Source organism: Frankia gtarii, from assembly GCF_025403375.1.
GTDB classification, from domain to species: domain Bacteria; phylum Actinomycetota; class Actinomycetes; order Frankiales; family Frankiaceae; genus Frankia; species Frankia gtarii.
On the sequence record NZ_JAMPTM010000138.1, the window covers coordinates 1 to 17,207 of the forward strand.

Annotated in this window: 17 protein-coding genes, 1 other RNA gene and 1 pseudogene; 13 read left to right on the top strand and 6 right to left on the bottom strand. The window is 69.3% G+C overall.

Annotated elements, in window-relative coordinates:
• Positions 1–562: 562 nt before the first annotated feature.
• Positions 563–1,144: pseudogene (locus NBZ83_RS19120) on the bottom strand (IS630 family transposase); the annotation flags it as partial.
• A 90-nt stretch (positions 1,145–1,234) separates the two neighbouring features.
• Positions 1,235–1,705, bottom strand: coding sequence for a helix-turn-helix domain-containing protein (locus tag NBZ83_RS19125; protein WP_235826570.1), 471 nt, complete (start codon positions 1,703–1,705; stop codon positions 1,235–1,237).
• 121 nt (positions 1,706–1,826) lie between these two features.
• On the opposite strand from NBZ83_RS19125, the gene NBZ83_RS34365 reads away from it, so the two are divergent.
• The gene (locus tag NBZ83_RS34365) at positions 1,827–2,114 is read left to right on the top strand and encodes a hypothetical protein (RefSeq protein ID WP_261565373.1); all 288 of its coding nucleotides are present in this window, start codon (positions 1,827–1,829) and stop codon (positions 2,112–2,114) included.
• A gap of 82 nt (positions 2,115–2,196) precedes the next feature.
• On the opposite strand, the gene NBZ83_RS19135 is transcribed toward NBZ83_RS34365, so the two are convergent.
• Entirely contained in the window at positions 2,197–3,255 is a 1,059-nt protein-coding gene (locus tag NBZ83_RS19135; RefSeq protein ID WP_261575534.1) for an AraC family transcriptional regulator, read from the bottom strand.
• Here NBZ83_RS19135 and NBZ83_RS19140 point away from each other — a divergent pair.
• Complete coding sequence (locus tag NBZ83_RS19140) at positions 3,254–3,985, top strand: SDR family oxidoreductase (RefSeq protein WP_261565375.1); 732 nt, start codon at positions 3,254–3,256, stop codon at positions 3,983–3,985. The genes NBZ83_RS19135 and NBZ83_RS19140 overlap by 2 nt on opposite strands.
• Before the next feature lie 698 nt (positions 3,986–4,683).
• Positions 4,684–5,166: an SAM-dependent methyltransferase gene (locus tag NBZ83_RS19145; RefSeq protein WP_261565376.1), complete on the top strand. Its 483-nt coding sequence runs from the start codon at positions 4,684–4,686 to the stop codon at positions 5,164–5,166.
• A 17-nt stretch (positions 5,167–5,183) separates the two neighbouring features.
• Here NBZ83_RS19145 and dctA read toward each other — a convergent pair whose 3' ends face one another.
• A complete protein-coding gene (gene dctA, locus NBZ83_RS19150) occupies positions 5,184–6,617 on the bottom strand; it encodes a C4-dicarboxylate transporter DctA (protein ID WP_261565377.1) in 1,434 nt (477 codons plus the stop codon).
• A gap of 355 nt (positions 6,618–6,972) precedes the next feature.
• Between dctA and NBZ83_RS19155 the strand changes: the two genes are divergently transcribed.
• The 8 genes from NBZ83_RS19155 to NBZ83_RS19190 all read left to right on the top strand — a co-directional run bounded on the left by NBZ83_RS19155 (position 6,973) and on the right by NBZ83_RS19190 (position 13,943).
• Entirely contained in the window at positions 6,973–7,671 is a 699-nt protein-coding gene (locus NBZ83_RS19155; RefSeq protein ID WP_261575532.1) for a response regulator, read from the top strand.
• Positions 7,672–7,784: 113 nt separating this feature from the next.
• On the top strand, positions 7,785–9,242 hold the full coding sequence (locus NBZ83_RS19160) for an aldehyde dehydrogenase family protein (RefSeq protein WP_261565379.1): 1,458 nt from the start codon (positions 7,785–7,787) through the stop codon (positions 9,240–9,242).
• A gap of 78 nt (positions 9,243–9,320) precedes the next feature.
• Positions 9,321–10,142 carry a mycofactocin-coupled SDR family oxidoreductase gene (locus NBZ83_RS19165; RefSeq protein ID WP_261565380.1) on the top strand — a complete coding sequence of 274 codons (822 nt, stop codon included), beginning with the start codon at positions 9,321–9,323 and terminating at the stop codon, positions 10,140–10,142.
• A gap of 504 nt (positions 10,143–10,646) precedes the next feature.
• Positions 10,647–10,991 carry an ABC transporter ATP-binding protein gene (locus tag NBZ83_RS19170; protein WP_261565381.1) on the top strand — a complete coding sequence of 115 codons (345 nt, stop codon included), beginning with the start codon at positions 10,647–10,649 and terminating at the stop codon, positions 10,989–10,991.
• Between the two features lie 84 nt (positions 10,992–11,075).
• A complete protein-coding gene (locus tag NBZ83_RS19175) occupies positions 11,076–12,125 on the top strand; it encodes an LLM class flavin-dependent oxidoreductase (protein ID WP_261565382.1) in 1,050 nt (349 codons plus the stop codon).
• The gene (locus tag NBZ83_RS19180; RefSeq protein ID WP_261565383.1) at positions 12,118–12,519 is read left to right on the top strand and encodes a TIGR03618 family F420-dependent PPOX class oxidoreductase; all 402 of its coding nucleotides are present in this window, start codon (positions 12,118–12,120) and stop codon (positions 12,517–12,519) included. Before NBZ83_RS19175 ends, NBZ83_RS19180 begins: the two co-directional genes overlap by 8 nt.
• Entirely contained in the window at positions 12,516–13,385 is an 870-nt protein-coding gene (locus NBZ83_RS19185) for a sulfurtransferase (protein WP_261565384.1), read from the top strand. Before NBZ83_RS19180 ends, NBZ83_RS19185 begins: the two co-directional genes overlap by 4 nt.
• 72 nt (positions 13,386–13,457) lie before the next feature.
• The gene (locus tag NBZ83_RS19190) at positions 13,458–13,943 is read left to right on the top strand and encodes a MarR family winged helix-turn-helix transcriptional regulator (RefSeq protein WP_261565385.1); all 486 of its coding nucleotides are present in this window, start codon (positions 13,458–13,460) and stop codon (positions 13,941–13,943) included.
• Between the two features lie 252 nt (positions 13,944–14,195).
• Here the strand turns inward: NBZ83_RS19190 and ssrA are convergent.
• Positions 14,196–14,561, bottom strand: a transfer-messenger RNA (tmRNA) gene (gene ssrA, locus NBZ83_RS19195).
• 208 nt (positions 14,562–14,769) lie between these two features.
• Here ssrA and NBZ83_RS19200 point away from each other — a divergent pair.
• Positions 14,770–15,243, top strand: a complete 474-nt coding sequence (locus NBZ83_RS19200; RefSeq protein ID WP_261565386.1) for a VOC family protein — start codon at positions 14,770–14,772, stop codon at positions 15,241–15,243.
• Between the two features lie 118 nt (positions 15,244–15,361).
• A complete protein-coding gene (locus NBZ83_RS19205; protein ID WP_261565404.1) occupies positions 15,362–16,012 on the top strand; it encodes a YoaK family protein in 651 nt (216 codons plus the stop codon).
• A 50-nt stretch (positions 16,013–16,062) separates the two neighbouring features.
• Here the strand turns inward: NBZ83_RS19205 and NBZ83_RS19210 are convergent.
• Positions 16,063–17,207: class I SAM-dependent methyltransferase (locus NBZ83_RS19210; RefSeq protein ID WP_261575533.1), on the bottom strand; the 1,145-nt coding region annotated here is incomplete at its 5' end.

The window sequence follows — 17,207 nt, forward strand, 5'->3', positions numbered from 1 at the left end:
CTCCTACCGCACCCGCCAACGCCGCGAGCTCCTCGCCAAGGACCGACCCAACCACAACTGATCAACCAGGCGCGGGGGTCAAATTTCCGAGACCCCCACGGGGTCAATTTTCAGGAAGCCTTGACACAAGCCCGGCTCGGCTGATGGAGATGCTAGCCCTGCTCTGGGAGGGTCAGTCCCGGCACGCTGGCGCACCCAACTCACGGAGACAGAGCCCGACCGAGGCCCAGGCAGCCATCCACCTAGCCGCCACGCTAGTGCAGTGGATCACCGACGGAGTGCTCTATCGTCGCTGATCCGTGGGGACGGGACGGCTGTCCTCGATACGGTCCGCCGGCCGAGCCGTCCGCCGACGACCGTCGGACGCGGCCGGCACTGGCCGGGTGGACAGCACTGACACCTGTGGACGTCGGTGGAGGTCTCGCCTTCTCCCTCTTGACCCGCAGGTTGCGCCGGGCCTGGCGACAGGCACCCTGGTTCCGCCGCAGTCGGTCGCCGTCGTGGAGCCCGCCAGATCGGCCGGCTGCGAAAGATCTTCCGACGTTCTAGTAGACTGTCGCTTCTAATATTCGGGGTAGAGGTGGCGGAGTTTGGTGCGGGCGTCGCTGGCGGTGAAGTGCCAGTTGACCTGTCGCTGGTGGGTGTTGACCGCGTTCTGCCAGGTGGTGAGTTCGGTGTTCAGGATGTCCAGGTCGGCGACGCGGCGGTCGAGGCATTGGCGGGTCAGGGCGGAGAGCTCGATTTCGGCGATGTTGAGCCAGGAGCCGTGTCTGGGGGTGTGGTGGATCTCGAGTCGTTGGGCGAGCGCGAACGCTTTGGTGGGTTCGAAGGCCTCGTACAGCGAGCCGAGGGAGTGGGTGTTGAGGTTGTCCAGGACGAGGATCACCTTCTCGGCCTTGGGATGGTCGCTGGTCAGGAGCCGGTCGACCTCGTGGGCCCAGTCCACGCGGGTCCGCTGCGTTCGGGCGGTCACCCGGCGGCGGCCGGCGAGGGGCTCGACCCAGATGAAGATCGAGCAGGTCCCGCAGCGGACGTACTCGGCGTCGACCTTGAGGTCGTGGCCGGGCGTGGCCGGGATCGGGTCGCGGGCGTGGGCCAGGAGCTGGTAGGGCTTCTCGTCCATGCAGACCACCGGCACGGCGGGGTCGTGGGGGGCGGGCGTAGACCGCGAGGACGTCTTCCATCCGGGCGACGAACTCGCCGTTCGCGCGGGGCGGGATGGTCCAGCACTTCCTCAGATGAGGACGAAGCGCCGTTTTTTTAACACTCTCCCGATCGTCGAGTGATCCATGTCCGGGATGTCCTCGACCAGCGCGACCTGTCTCTCCAGCAGCCGCAGCGACCAGCGGGCATAACCCTGCGGCGGGGCCGAGCATGCCAGCGCGATCAACCGGGCCTCGACCTCACCGGTGATCTTCGGTTCGATCGGTGGCGTCAGCCGCTTCCGGCGCTGGATCGTCGCCGCGATGTCACCACCACGCTCGGCGTAGGCCCTGGCCACGTTGCTGATCGTGTCGGGATCGACCCCGACCCGCTCGGCGATCTCCCGACGGCCGGCCGGCTCACCCTGACTCTCATCGAGTTCCAGCAGGATCCGTGACCGGCGGACCTCCTGCGCCGGATGCGCCCCGGTCCGCACCACCCTCGTCAACCACTCACGCTCACCGGCGCTCAGCACCACCGACGGTAACCCCGAACCAGACACGACACATCCTCACGGCAGCAGAAGACATCACTACCGATCTACCACATCCCCATCGAAAGTTAGAGGCGACACGCTACTAGTACTCCAGCCCGACTTTTGTGATCAGTTGAGTTGGAGTGCTGTGGCCTGGGCGATCGCCGTGCTACCGGTCGGCGATCGGCGTAGCTCACTGCGTCCCAACCTCGTCACCGTCCCGATCGAGGGCGCTCCCCCCAGCCAGGTCGTCCTGGTCAGCCGCAAGGGCGACCCGAATCCGATGATCAGGAATCTCCGGCTGGCGGCCAAGGCCGTCCTGACCGCCCCGGGCACCCTGACGGGACCAGCCGACCCGCTTGGCGCTGAACTGCACCAAGCGGTGCTCACGCTCGCCGTGTTCGTCGCGCATCTGGACCCCCGGATGAGTGGATGATCCCACTGTTCGGCGAGTCGAATCCTGACGGCAAGCGTGACGTGCTGGAAAGGAGGCTGATCTCGGTTGCCCTGCTGCACTATCAAATTGCGCAAGAGCCGGCGGAAGATTCCTGGCCCGGCTCGCTGTTCACGGCGCGATGTGCTGTATCGCGGAATTGTTTGGGTGAGGAGCCGGCCACGCGGCGGAACGCGGTGCTGAACGCGCTCTCGGATTTATAGCCGGTCGCGAATGCGAGTTCGGAGATCGACCGGGTGCCGCGGCGCAGGGCATCGCGGGCAAGGCTCATTCGCCACTCGATCAGGTACTGCAGTGGCGCGGTTCCGACCTGGTTCTTGAAGGATGCGGCGAACGCCGAGCGTGACATGCAGCTGATGCCGGCGAGCTCTTTGAGTGTCCAGCGGTGCGCCACGTCTGCGTGTATGGCGCGAAGCGCGGCACCGATGCCGTTGTCGCTGAGTGCTCCCAGCCAGCCGGCAGGCCGGCCGGCTTGGCCGGCGTGGGCGCGGAGCATGTGGACGAACAGGATCTGTGCGAGATGGTCCAGGACCAGAGAGCCGCCGACGGCGGTGGTCTCGACCTCGGTGACCAGCAGTTCGCTCAGGTGTGCCAGCAGCTTGCCTCGAGGATCTGCGGCATGGACGTGCACAATCGGCGGCAGAACGTCGATCAGTATCGAAGCGTTCGTGTCGTCGAACGAGAAGTGCCCGCCGCAAAGGTACGTGTCTTCCCCGGCCTCGGGCCCGATGTGCACAGCGCCGTTCGCGGCGCTGTCCCACAGCGACGTCGCGGCGCGCGGCTCCTCGGTGAGCGCGCTGGCCAGCACGTAGGGCGGAGGGTTGCCCAGAAGGTAGAAGTCGCCCTCTCGCAGTAGCACAGGCTCATGCCCCTGGAGGGCCAGCCAGCATTCGCCGCGCACGACAGCGCCGAGTTTCACGTGCGGGAACGGATCGAAACGCACCGCCCACGGTCCCGCAGCGTGGAGGCCGGCTTCGACCACGGCGAGGGGCCGCAGCAGGCCGATGGCATCAGTGATCGGATCGCTGGACCCGAGCGGCGATCCCTTGGCGGACGATGGATAAAGAATTGTGGACGTCACGTTATGGATCATACCGTCCTGGTCCTGCAGCATGGAGTTCATGAACACCACGAAGCAGGCGGCGCTCGTCACAGGCGCCAACAAGGGCATCGGGTTCGAGACCGCACGCCAGCTCGCGCAGCTGGGTTTCACCGTCTGGCTGGGATGTCGTGACCAGGAGCGCGGCGAATCCGCGGCGAAGGAACTTGCCGGTGACGGAGACGTCCGGTTTGTCAGCCTCGACGTGACCGACGCAGAAAGCGTCAGGGCTGCTGCGGTGCGCATCGGCGACGAGACCGGCGCGCTGGATGTGCTGGTCAACAACGCGGGCGTGGCGGTCGGGGAAGGTGAAGGCCTCCCCAGTACCGTTCGGCCGGAGACGATCCAGCAAACGCTCGACGTGAACTTCTACGGAGCGCTGCGCGTCACGCAGGCATTTTTGCCGCTCCTGCAGAAGGCGCAGGCCGGCCGCATCGTGAACGTGAGCACCACGCTGGGGTCGATCACGACGCTCGTGTCTCCAGGAAACCCCCTGGGACAGATCCCGGCCTTCGCTTACCCCGCGTCGAAGACCCTACTCAACGCGCTCACCGGATGGCTGGCCGTCGAGCTCAAGGGAACGCCAATCAAGATCAACTCGGTGTGCCCGGGGGCCAACGCCACCGATATGAACCCCAACCCCGGAACGCAGCATCCATCAGAGGGCGCGAAGGTCGTCGTGCGCGCGGCCACGCTCCCGGCGGACGGTCCCACCGGCAGCTTCTTCGACGTGAACGGCCCCGTGGGCTGGTGACCTTCAGGACTTCAGCCCGCCGGCGAGAATCTCGTTCAGCCACCCGCGCCGAGCACTTGCACGCCGGCTCGCAGCACCACGAGAGCACTGGCCGGGTTGATGCGTCCCCGGCCGTCGAACCCAGGCAGACAAACCACTCTCCAGGGCGCGGCGCACCAGATCAGCCCCTCGCCGCGACCGCCGCCTATTCGATCGAGACTGCCCGGTAGTCGTTAGCCCTGGCACCCCATGGGCACGCACGCGGTTAGCGATCGCGAAGTAACGAGAGTGCCGGCCCGGCAGTGGGATTCTGATCTCGTCTGGGGAACAGAAACCACGTTGGAGAGGCGCTCTCACGGTGAACGGTATTCGGCCGAGCCGTTGGCCGGCGGTCACTTGCGACGGGACGGCCATGGTCAGTCACGCCGGATCGACGGACGCCTGTCCGCCGGCCGGAAGTAGACCAGCTCACCACCGCAAGACCAGCGCGTTTATCAGCGCCTTCCGCCGCGCCACAGGCCAGACCCCCGGCACCTATATCCCCCCGAACCACCCGACCGCTGCTCAGCCCTGATCCACGGAGGCCGACCCCGCGATCACCGAGCGGTGGTCAGGGATGGATCAGGAAGTGCACCGACCTGCGCGCCCACGGTTGCTCACGGCTGTTCCGGCGTACGAGTACTCGTCTTGTCATGTGCAACCCAGGGGTGGTACCGATCGTGCTGACTCACGCCCGGGCCCTGCTCACCGGCACCGAGGCGGGGCGAACCGCCTACATCGACGCCGGCCTGCACGACACCGAGCACATTCTCGACGCCCCGGAGCTGCGCGAGACGCTCGACCTGTCCCGCCCGGTCGCCCTGTCCCTGATCTCGATCTTCCCGTTCATCCCGGACGCCGACGATCCGCACGCCATCCTGCACCGGCTCCTTGACCCCCTGGCGCCCGGCAGCCATCTCGTCCTCACCCACCTGTCCGCCGACTTCGATCCTCCCGCCGCGGCGCAGCTCATGGACACCTACCACCGCCAGGGCATCCCGCTGCAGCTACGAAGCCGCGCGGAGGTCGAAGGGCTGTTCGCCGGCCTGGACCTGGTCGACCCCGGCGTGCGGATCGTGCACCGCTGGCGGCCCGACGGCACCGCGACGGACCTGACCGACATCCAGGTCGCCGGCTACGGCGGCGTCGCCGTCAAGCGCTAGCGGGCTCCGAGCCTCCCTCAGCTCCCGGGTCCCTGACTGGTCAGGGGTGCGGGGACGGCAACCGCGCCCGTCAGTTCCGCGTCGTCCGCGTCGGCGGATGGGCGGCTCGTCTCCTGGTGGTCGGCGACGTCTCGGGGTGTCTCGACGAGCGCGGGCGGTTCGGTGGTGCCGTGGGCGAGCACCTGCTGCATGCGTTCGGTGTCGAGGACACCTTCCCAGCGGGCGACGACGAGGGTGGCGAGCGTGTTCCCGCAGACGTTCGTCAGCGCCCGGCATTCGGACATGAACTTGTCGATGCCGAAGATGAGCATGATGGCGGCCACCGGGATCGTGTCGACCGTGGAGAGCGTGGCGGCGAGGACGATGAATCCGGAGCCGGTGACGCCCGCGGCGCCCTTCGAGGTCAGCAGCAGAACACCGACGATGGCGAGCTGTTGGCCGATCGACAGGTCGACGTCGACGGCCTGGGCGAGGTAAAGAGCGGACAGGGTCAGGTAGATGCAGGTGCCGTCGAGGTTGAACGAGTATCCGGTCGGGACGGTGAGCCCGACGACCTGACGGGGGGCGCCAAGAGCTTCGAGCTTGCGCATGAGCTGGGGTAGCACCGGTTCCGAGGAGGAGGTGCCCAGGACGATGAGCAGCTCCTCCCGGATGTAGCGCAGCAGCCGGAAAATGTTGACGCCGATGGCGGCGGCGATCGAGCCCAGAATGATGAGAACGAAGAACACCGAGGTGCCGTAGAAGACGCCGATGAGCTTACCGAGGCTGGTCAGGGTGTCGACGCCGTACTTGCCGATGGTGAAGGCCATGGCCCCGAACGCGCCGACGGGGGCGGCGTACATGATGATCCGCATCACCTGGAACATCGCGGTGCCGACCCGCTCGACCCCGGACGCGATGCCGGCGCCGGTGGGCCCGATGAGGTTCAGGGCCACCCCGAACAGCACCGCGAAGAACAGCACCTGCAGGATGTCGCCGTCGGCGAAGGCGCCGACCACGCTGTCCGGCACGATGTCGGACAGGTAGTGGCCCCAGCCCTCGCTCCTGCCCTGTTTGATGTAGCCGCCCACGGTGTCGTTGACGGCGAGGCCGGCGGGGTCCGCGTGAACCCCGTCCCCGGGTCGGAACACGTTCATCACGACCAGGCCGAGCAGGAGCGCGACGCTGGTGACGGCCTCGAAGTAGACGATCGACTTCAGGCCGACGCGGCCGACCTTGCGCAGGTTGTCGACCTGCGCGATACCACCGACGACGGTGCAGAACACGATGGGCGCGATGACCATCTTGATGGCGTCGACGAAGGTCGTGCCCAGCGGCTGGAGGCGGACCGCGAAATCCGGGGCGAGCTGGCCTGTGACAATGCCCGCGGCGATACCGGCGAGGACCCACACGTACAACTGGCGATACCATGGACGGCGAACCCGCGGGGCCGGTGGAGCGTGCACGGTCACATATGTCTCCTTGCCGAGCGGGAAGACCTTTTCCCGGGGGTGTGGATGTTCGCAACCACACTGCTCAGCACCGGACCCCGTGTCACGGTTCTGCTCATATTCTCCAGTCGCGGCCCCATGGTGCCAATGAGCCGTGGATGGCGGATGCTGACACGACCGCGACACCACGACGTGACCGCAGGTTCCGCACGATCGTCGGTCGGGTCGACGCGTTTTTCCGACATCTGGCGGATGCAATAGAAGGTTTTCTATGTGAAACTGCGCACCGCCCCACGTCGCCCGGAGGAGCCGACGACCTATTCCCTCGATGGCCCCCTCCTCCTGTTCCGCCAGCAGACCGCCGGGAGCGTGACGCATGCCTGACGAGCCGATCCGCACCCTGATCGTCGACGGTGACGCCCGGCTGGCTGAACAGCACGGCAGCTATGTCGACCAGATTCCCGGATTCGCCGTCATCGGCATCGTCCACAGCGGCGCCGAGGCTCTGGAGTTCGTCTCCCGCGGCCATCCGCATCTCGTACTGCTCGATTTCCTCCTGCCCGACACGACAGGCGTGGAGGTGTGCCGCACGATGCGGTTCCGCGGCTCCACGCTCGACATCATCGCCGTGACCTCGGCCAGCGACCTCGCGACGGTCCGGGCCGCACTGTCGTACGGGGTCGTCCAGTACCTGGTGAAACCGTTCAGTCTCTCGACTTTCCGCGACCGTCTTCACCGGTTCGCGACGGCGCACCGGCAGCTGGCGGCCACCTCCCCGCGCCACCTCAGCCAGGGGGAGGTCGATCGCGCGCTGGCCGTACTCCGGCCACCTGTCGCCCCCGTCGTGGACCAGCCGAAGGGCGTGTCCTCGGCGACCCTCGACTCCGTCGTGGCCCAGTTACGGGCCGAGACGGTGCCGGCCTCCGCCGAGGACATCGCCGCCGCGCTCGGAGTGTCCCGCGCCACGGCGCGGCGCTACCTGGAGCATCTGGCCGTCCACCGGCTGGCGATCCGCACCCATCGTTACGGGCGGTCCGGCCGTCCCGGGAACCTGTACCGCTGGCAGGGAGCCTGAGACCCTCCTCGGCTCCAATTTTTACCGACCCGCGGGTTGACAATAATTGGCGGGATTGTTACCAATGTCACGGAGATGCGGGATCGCCACCGCTCCCGGCGGCAGGAGGGTCAATGGCCGACCAATCGCAACTGATCATCGATGGTGAGCTCGTCGCCGCCGACTCCGGGCGGACGTTCGAGAACATCAACCCCGCCACGGAGAAGGTCCTCGGAGTCGCCGCCGACGCGGGACCGGTCGACCTCGACGCGGCGGTCGCGGCGGCCCGCCGCCGGTTCGACCAGGGCGCGTGGAGCGCCGACCCGGCGTTTCGGGCGCACTGCCTGCGCCAGCTCCAGACCGCGTTGCAGGCCCGGATCGAACAGATCCGGGAGGTCCTCGTCGCCGAGACCGGCTGCACGCTGTCGCTGAGCCGGCTCATGCAGGTCGAGCCGGTGATCGCCGACATCGCCTATGTCGCCGACCTCGCGGAATCCTATGAGTACGAGCAGGCACTGCCCGACACGACGACCCTCATGGGCCCGGCGAGCCGGCTCGTGCGCCGCGAGCCGGTCGGCGTCGTCGGTGCCATCACCCCGTGGAACTTCCCGCTGATGCTGAACCTGGTCAAGGTGACCGGCGCGCTCGCCGCGGGGAACACGGTGGTGCTCAAGCCGGCCCCGGACACCCCGTGGACCGCCGCGCTGCTCGGCCGGATCGCGCTGGAGGACACCGATCTGCCCCCGGGCGTGTTCAACGTCGTCACCTCCGCCGACCACGGGATCGGCGCCCGGCTCACCGCCCACCGCGACGTCGACCTCATCACGTTCACCGGCTCGACCGTGACGGGCCGGGCGGTCATGGCCTCGGCGGCCGGGACGGTGAAACGGACCTTCCTCGAACTCGGCGGGAAGTCGGCCTCCATCGTGCTCGACGACGCCGACCTCGGCGCGGTCGTCGGGCTCGCCGCGTCACACATCTGCTTCCACGCCGGGCAGGGCTGCGCGCTGGCCACCCGCATCCTCGTCCCACGCTCGCGCTACTCCGAGGCGGTCGACGCGGCCGAAGCCGCCGTGCGCTCCTTCCCCTACGGCGATCCGATGGACCCGGCGAACATGATGGGCCCGCTCATCAGCGACCGGCAGCGGACCCGGGTGCTCGACTACATCAACATCGGCCGGTCCGAGGCGAAACTCGTCTGCGGCGGCGACCGCTCACCACAGCACGACCGCGGGTTCTACGTCGAGCCGACGCTGTTCGTCGACGTCGATCCCGACGCCCGCATCGCCCAGGAGGAGATCTTCGGCCCGGTGGTGACGGTGCTCCCGTTCGACGATGACGACGACGCGGTCGCGATCGCCAACAACAGCATCTACGGCCTGTCCGGCGTGGTCTCCAGCGGCAGCGTGGAGCGGGCCCTGTCCGTGGCCCGCCGGCTGCGGACCGGGACGGTCGCGATCAACAACGCCCACTGGCTCGCCCCGGACTCGCCGTTCGGCGGCTACAAGCAGAGCGGCCTCGGCCGGGAGAACGGCATCCCCGGCTTCGAGTCCTTCCTGGAGATCAAGACGATCGGCTATCCCCCGGCCTGATGCGAGCCGCCCGGCGGGGGGCGCCCGGCGGGGGGCCGACGTCCCGTTCACTCGTGATGAGAAGGCGCAGGTAGCGACGTGGGTAAGTTCGATGGCAAGGTCGCCTACATCACCGGGGTCGCGCGTGGCCAGGGCCGCTCACACGCGTTACTGCTGGCCGAGCAGGGGGCCGACATCGTCGGCCTCGATCTGTGCGCGCAGCTCGACACGGTGCCCTACCCGATGGCGACGGAGGAGGATCTCACCGAGACCGGCCGGCTCATCGAACAGCTCGGCCGGACGGCGGTGCTGCGCAAGGGCGACGTGCGTTCCCGGGCCGACCAGCAGATCGCCTTCGACGCCGGGGTCGCCCAGCTCGGGCACGTCGACATCGCTATCGCCAATGCCGGCGTGATCATCTCCGGCAGTGACCACCCGGACATGCAGCAGGTGTGGGACGACGCGCTCGGGACGATGCTCACCGGCGCCTGGCACACCCTTCAGCTCGCCGCCGCCCACATGCGCGAACGCCGGACCGGCAACATCATCGTGACGAGCTCCGTCGCGGGGCTGAAGGCGTTCACCGACGGCACGGCCGGCGCCGACGCCTACACGGCGGCCAAGACCGCCGTGGTGGCCCTGGTCAAGGCCTACGCCGCCCTGCTGGGCCCGGACAACGTCCGCGTCAACGCGGTCGCGCCGACCGGGGTGAACACCGCGATGGTGGTGGAGAACCCGGCGCTGTTCGAGAGCATCGCAAGCCTGCCGCACCTCGCCGCCGCGATGCAGAACGCGCTTCCCGTCGAGCTGATCGAACCTCGCGACGTCAGTGAGGTGATCGCCTTCCTCGTCTCCGACGAGGCCCGCATGATCACCGGCTCGACCATCGCCGTCGACGCCGGCTCGATGGCCCGTCCCTGACAGCGCCTCGCCAAGCCGGCCTGGCGAGAAGCATCACCGGGTACTGATCGTGCCGTTCGGCCGGCGCCGTCCCAGTGGTACGTCGGGCCGGTCATCGGCGAGCGGGGGCCACTCGCTGTGGAACTCCCGTCCGCCCCACGCGGCCACGGCAACCGACACATGTCCGACCAGCAGGCTCGGTGGTCTCGCCGGTTCGTGCCGGCTGACCCGAGGTGACCTCGCGTACGAACTACAGACACCGGTCCCACACCGCCAGGAGATGTACCTCGACCGGGCAGCGGGGCGCCTGGTCGCCACCCGCCGTGTGCGGAAGCAGGTCGCGAAGATCTCGGTGCCACGCGGCCGGCCGGGCACCCGGAACGTGTCCGAACCCGGCCAGTCGATCGGGTTGCGGTCGATCCCGCGGTTCCCGGTTGCTCAGGTACTTCGGGGAGCAGATATTTGACAAATTAGAACAGTACCTGCTACGAAGTATGTATCCCGATCGGCATTGTCGAAATTGTCTTGGAGGACGACCGTGCGCGGTGGAACCCGGTACAGCTGTCGGGCGGCCAACGCCAGCGCGTCGCGAGCGCCCGAGCGCCCGTCCTGGACCCCGAGCTCGTCGTACGCGACGAGGCCATCTCGGTCCCGGACGTCTCCGTCCTGGCTCCGGTCCTGAACCTGCTCGACGATCTCCAACGCGAGTTCGACGTCAGCCTGCTGTTCCTCTCGCATGACCCTTCGTCCCGCCACATCGCGGATCGCGTCTGCGTGATACGCGATGGCCGCGTCGTCCAAGCAGCCGACAGCGGGGCGGTACTGCTCGCGCCCGAGCATCCCTCTACACGCGGGAGCTGGTCGCCGTGATCCCCGATCTCGACGCCGTACTCGCGCTCGATGCGGCCAGCCACGAACTCGTTCCGAAACCCGCTATGAAGGAGGACTGATCGCATGGACATCGGCGCGTTGACGTTCGGCACGCTGCTGACCGACCCGTACACCGGCGAGCGTGTCACGCAGCGTGAGCGCTTGTCCGAGGTCATTGAGGGCGCAGTACTGGCTGAGCAGCTTGGCTTTGCGTGGTACGCGCTCGGCGAACACCACTTCGGCGAGCGTGATCTCATCCCGTCGCCGCAGGTGGTGTTGGGTGCGATCGCCGAGCGCACGACGTCGATCAAGGTGGCCACGGGAACGACGCTGGTGGCCAACCGAGACCCGGTGCTCGTCGCCGAGGACTACGCCACGGTCGACCTGATCAGCAACGGCCGCCTGCAACTGATCGCCGGAGCGTCGTTCTACGAGGCGCCCTACGAGGTGTTCGGCCAGGATCCGGCGAGCAAGCCGGATCGCAAGCGCGAGAACCTCGAGCTGATCCTGCGGCTGTGGGCGGAAGATCGCGTCAGCTGGGAGGGGCGGTTTCGGCCCCCGCTGCGCGACGTGCACCTGCAGCCCCGGCTCCTGCAGACCGAGCCGCCGGTGTGGGTCAGCGGCAGCGCGAAGCCGGACTCGGTCCACCTCGCGGTCGATCTCGGCCTGCCCATGGTGATGGGCACGGTCGCCCGGTCACCGGAGGTCAACGCGCCGATGTTCACCCTCTACCGCGAGCTGTGGGCAGAACACGGACGCCCACCGCAGGCCGCCCGCACCGGCGCGGCGAGCCACGTCTTCGTGGCCGAGACCAGCCAGCAGGCGCGCACGCAGTGGCGCGAGTACCTCGCCAACTACTTCCGCGACGCGACCGTGCCGGGGGGCGCCAGCCGCCCGGAGTTCGACTTCGACGCGCTGATCGCCGGGCAGGCGATCTGCGGCAGCCCGGCCGAGGTCGTCGACAAGATCGGACGCATGCACGAGCTGTGGAACCACGACCTGCACCTGCTGAGCATCGATCTCGGTGGGATTCCCGCGCGCACCGTCGCGCGCGCGATGGAGCTGGTGGGCAGCGAGGTCATCCCGCAGGTGGCGGGCCTGGGCCGGCACGCAGCAGTGGCCGCAGATGCTTGATCCCGAGGTCCGGCGGCTCGCGCAGGCATGCTCCGACGTCACGCTGGCGACACTCATGCCGGACGGCCAGCCCCACACGAGCATCGTCTGGGCCCATGCCGACGACGACTACCTGCTGATCGGCACCAGCACGACGCTGCAGAAGTACCGCAACGTCGTCGCCGACCCGCGCGTCTCGGTGCTGATCATCGACCCCGACGACGCGAGTCGCTACGTCGAGGTGCGTGGCCGGGTGGCGGCTGTCGACACCGGCGCGCCAGCACTCGAACTCGTGCAGACGACGTTCGGCAAGTGGACCGGCGGGCCGCCGCCGCCCGTCGTGCTCGAGGGTGCGGGCCAACGTGTCCGGCTGCGGATCGCCGCCGAGCGGGTCCGCTGGAAGCTACCGCGATGAGCGCTCACCTCGAGGTGGCACCCGTCGTCGCGCCGGAGTGGGTCGCGCAGCGGCTCGACGGCGTCGTCGTGGCGGACGTGCGCTGGTATCTCGATGGTCGCCCCGGCCATGACGCCTACCTGCGCGAGCACGTGGCCGGCGCGGTCTGGGTCGACCTCGATGTCGACCTCTCCGATCCGCCGAGCGTGGCCGGTGGGCGCCATCCGCTGCCCTCGCCGGAGACGTTCGCCAAGCGGCTGGGGGCGCTGGGCATCGCCGACGACGACATCGTTGTCGGCTACGACGACCAGGGCGGCGGGTTCGCCGCGCGGCTGGTCTGGCTGCTGCGGTCCATCGGGCAGCCGGCGGCGCTGCTCGACGGCGGGCTGGACGGTTGGCCGGGGGCCCGCGAAGCGGGGCCGGTCACCCGCACGCCGGTCGCACGTCGCCCGCGGCCGTGGCCCGCCGGCCTGTTGCGCAGCGCCGACGAGGTCCAGGCGGCGGCCGCCGGCGGCGGGGCCGTCGTGCTCGATGCGCGCGCGGCGGGACGCTACTCGGGCGCCGACGTCCTACCAGGCGAGTCGCGCCTCGGCCACGTGCCCGGTGCGCGCAGCGCGCCCTGGGCGGACAACCTGCGCCGCGACGGCTCGTTTCGACCGGCCGCCGAGCTGCGGGAGCGCTTCGCGGCGCTGGGCGCCGCCGATGCCGACGAGGTGATCGTCTACTGCGGCTCGGGCGTCACCGCCTGCCACGACCTGCTGGCGCTCGAGCGCGCCGGGCTGCCCGGCGGCGCGTTGTTCCCCGGCTCGTGGTCGGCCTGGTCGGCCGACCAGACTCGACCGGTCGCGACCGGCGAGGAGCCCCACGAAACCCCGACCAGCACCTGACGTAGCATGCGATCGATCATCACCAGGGGTGGTCGGCCCGGCTTTGTCGCACCGTGAACTACAGTTCGAGTCATGGGTGCGACGACCGAGCCGACCACCAGCGAGCCGCCGTTGGACGGCGCGCCACGGCTTGAGGACGCGCTCGTCCAGTTCGCTCACCTGATCGACCATCTCTTTGCCGACGCCAGCCGCGGTCTCGGCCTGACGCCCCAGCAGGTCCAGCTGCTGTGCGAGCTCATCCGGGGGCCGGTCGGCATGACGGAGTTGACCGGGATTCTGCACGTCGAGCGCTCCAGTCTGACCGGCCTGGTGGATCGGGTCGAGCATCGGGGCCTCGTCAGGCGTGTCCGCAACCGCGCCGATCGACGCGTCATCCAGGTCGCGTTGACCGCGAAAGGCACGCAGCTGGCGATGAAGTCCTACGACAGCGTCACGGCGAAGGTCGCGGAACTCACCAACGGGGTGGCGCCGGCCAACGCGACGCTTCTGGCGGCGATCGTCGCGGGCATCCTGGCCGACAACAGCGTGCCGCTCATCTCTCCACTCGAAGTCGGCTAGCGGCACACGACTGCCTGGTCATACCTCGTCGGGTGCGGCCTGCCCGAGGTGAATCCGCAATGCCCAACCGGCACGCGAAAGCGGCGCCTCCCTGGTGGGTGGCGCCGCTTCACCGGGGTTCATCGTCACTACTCGAACCCGACGCTCGGCCGAGCCAAGCTCGGCACTCGGGGGGTTCGGGGGGTCGTCCCCCCGAAAACATCGCGGCCCGCCTGGAAGCTGACCAGAGGTCAGCGACCACGGCGGGCCAGCTCGTGGAGGTGGCGGGAATCGAACCCGCGTCCTCCGGCACCGACACAGGGCTTCTCCGGGCGGAGCCTGCTACTTGTTTCTCAGCCCCGTCGGACCCACAGGCAAGCCGACGTAGGCTCAGTCGCTGTTTGATTTTCCGGCTGGCCCCGCGACCGGGTCAGCCGGTGATCCTCCTAGCGACGCCAGATCCTGGGCCGGAGGCATTCCCAGGCTGACGGTTCCCTTACTTAAGCCGCGAGGGCGTAAGCGGAAACAGGCTGCTTGTTGTTGGCAGCTGTTTTTTTGAACGGATCGTTAACGAGATAACCGTTCATCCTCGGCCCGCTTCCCCTGCCTCGACGTCCGAAGTCGAAACCGATCACCCCCAGGTACGGTTGTATCGCCTGACACTCCATGCTACCGCAGGACGTCGGTGGACGAGCGTGTCCGGCGGGACGCCGGGCGGGCGGACGACGAGCGACAGCGCCGGCGTCCGGACGGAGGCAGAATCGAGGTGCGGCGGCGGGCATGTCGGACCCCCCGTGGTAGTTGTACGGGCAACGGCATCCCGTCCGTCCGCCCCGGGGAGAACACTGTGGAGATCAAGGAACTGGGACATCTCGTCCTCTACGTCCGCAACATCGAACGCTCGGCCGCGTTCTACCGGGATGTCCTCGGCTGGCGGCAGGTGCTCCCGGCCCCGGCGGACTCCGCCGGCAACGCGCTGCGCTTCCCCGCGGCGGCCTTCTCCTCCGGCCGCACGCATCACGAACTGCTGCTGATCGAGGTCGGCGAGGACGCGGCCGCGGTACCGGCCGGGCGCCGCATCGGGCTCTACCACTTCGGGCTGAAGGTCGGCGACACCGACGACGAGCTGCGCGCGGTTCTGGCCACGATCCGGCAGGCCGGCGTCGACATCGTCGGGGCATCCGACCACACGATCACGCACAGCCTCTACATCCTCGATCCCGACGGGAACGAGATCGAGCTCTACGTCGACGTACCGGGCGTCGACTGGCAGTCGGAGCCCCACCTGATCGCCGCCCCCATCCGCCCCCTGCGCCTGTAACGGCGGTAACCGGGGCGGGGTTCCGGTCGACACTGTGTCGATGACGCCGCCGACGCCTCCCCCACCGCCGACGGGCCCCACGCCGCCGCCGCCGACCGTGCGGGATCGGCGGCAGGTGATGTTGCTGGTGGCGTTGGCGGGCCTGACGGGGCTGGTCGACGCGACCAGTTTCCTCGGGCTCGGCCGGGTGTTCGTGGCGAACATGACCGGCAACGTCGTGCTCCTCGCGTTCGCGCTGGCGGGAGCGCCGGGGTTGTCCGCGGACCTGTCCGCGCTCGCGTTGGCCGGTTTCCTGACCGGCGCGGTCCTCGCCGGGCGGATCGGCAGGGCCCCGGCGCTGCACCGCGGACGCCGGGCTCGGTGGCTGACGGTCGCCCTGGCCATCCAGACCGGGCTGATCATCGCGGCCCTGATCGCCGCATCCCTCACCGGTGAGACCAGGGCGGACCGGCCATACGCGATCATCGTGCCGTTGGCCGCCGCGATGGGGCTGCAGCACGCGACGGCGCGGCGGGTGGCGGTCCCGGAGGTCCCGACCAACGTGCTGACCACCACCCTCACCGGCGTGGTCGTGGACTCCCGGCTGGCCGGCGGTCCCGGCTTCCACGGTCCGCGCCGGCTGGCCGCGCCCATGGCCATGTTCACCGGCGCGCTGGTCGGCGGCGCCCTCCTGCTGCACGTCGACCGGATCGTGCCGCTCGCCCTGGCGGCGGCGATCGCCGCCGGCTGCCTCACCGCCGCCGCCACGGGTCGACTCACCGCGCCGTGATCCCGATCGTGCTCCGTAGCTGCCCGACGCTCACCGTAGCTGCCCGACGCTCACCGGCTGTCGTGCTCGACCGGTGTGCAGAGGAAGGCCCAGGGCTCGTCGCGCATCCTGGTCATCACCAGGGTGATGGCCGGACCGCCGGCGACCAGATCCCGGCGGCGGGGCAGCAGGCGGCGGCGCAGCTCGTCGACGTCGCCCGCGAGCCCACGACGACGGATCTCCAACGACCCGATGCCGCGCCCGCGTAGCTCGCCGACGAGCCGGCGGACGTCGAAGGGCAGGCTCGCGGAAATCCGCAGCAGCCGGGCGAACGGGCTGGCGACGGGCTCGTCCGAGCTGAGGAAGGCGATCATCGGGTCGACCTGCCAGGCACCGAGCCGGCGCGCGAGCTCACCTACCAGGCCGGCCCGAGTGACAGCCGGGCTCGGGTCGTAGAGGTACTGCCCAGGGTCGGCGACCGGGCCGCCGGGCTCCGCCGGGTCCGGGATGCCCACCAGGCTGACCGGCCTCCCCCCGGGCAACGCGGACGAGGACAGCGGCGCGGGATGAAGCACGGTCGCGCGGCGTTCGGCCGTGGCCAGGGCCGGGGAGAACAACACGGCCTCCTTGAGGTCGCGGCCGTCGGCGACGAACTCGATCTCCCAGCCGGACGGGACCTGGTCGGTCGCGAGGCCCGGAGCCGCCTTCACCGCCACGGCCGCGACCCGGTCGGCGAGGGCGAAGCACCAGGGCAGTGGCGGTTCACTGGCCCGCGAGGCCAGCCTGCGGTCCCCGGTGCGCCGGGCCGGGTCGACGAAGACCCCGTCATAACCGGTCAGGTCGACGTCGCGGACATCGGCGAGCAGCGTGTCGACCCGGTGCGCCCCGTGGACGGCGACGTTGAGCGCGGCCATCCGCAGGTGCGCCGGGTCCCGGTCGACGAGCAGGATCTCCCGGCCGGGCGCCAGGGCGAGGGCGTCCCCACCGATTCCGGTGCACAGGTCGGCCAGCCGGCGCAGCCCGGCGAACCGCGCCGCCCGGTGCTCGGCCGCCGCCTGGGAGGACGCCTGCTCCAGCCCGGCGCGGGTGAAGAACATCTCCTCGGCGCGGGCGAACTTGGCCGCCGCCCGACGCCTCAATTCCGCCTGGGTGAACGCCGCGGCGACCAGCCCGACGGGCACACCGGCGGCCCGCAGCCGCGTGCCGACAGCGAGCT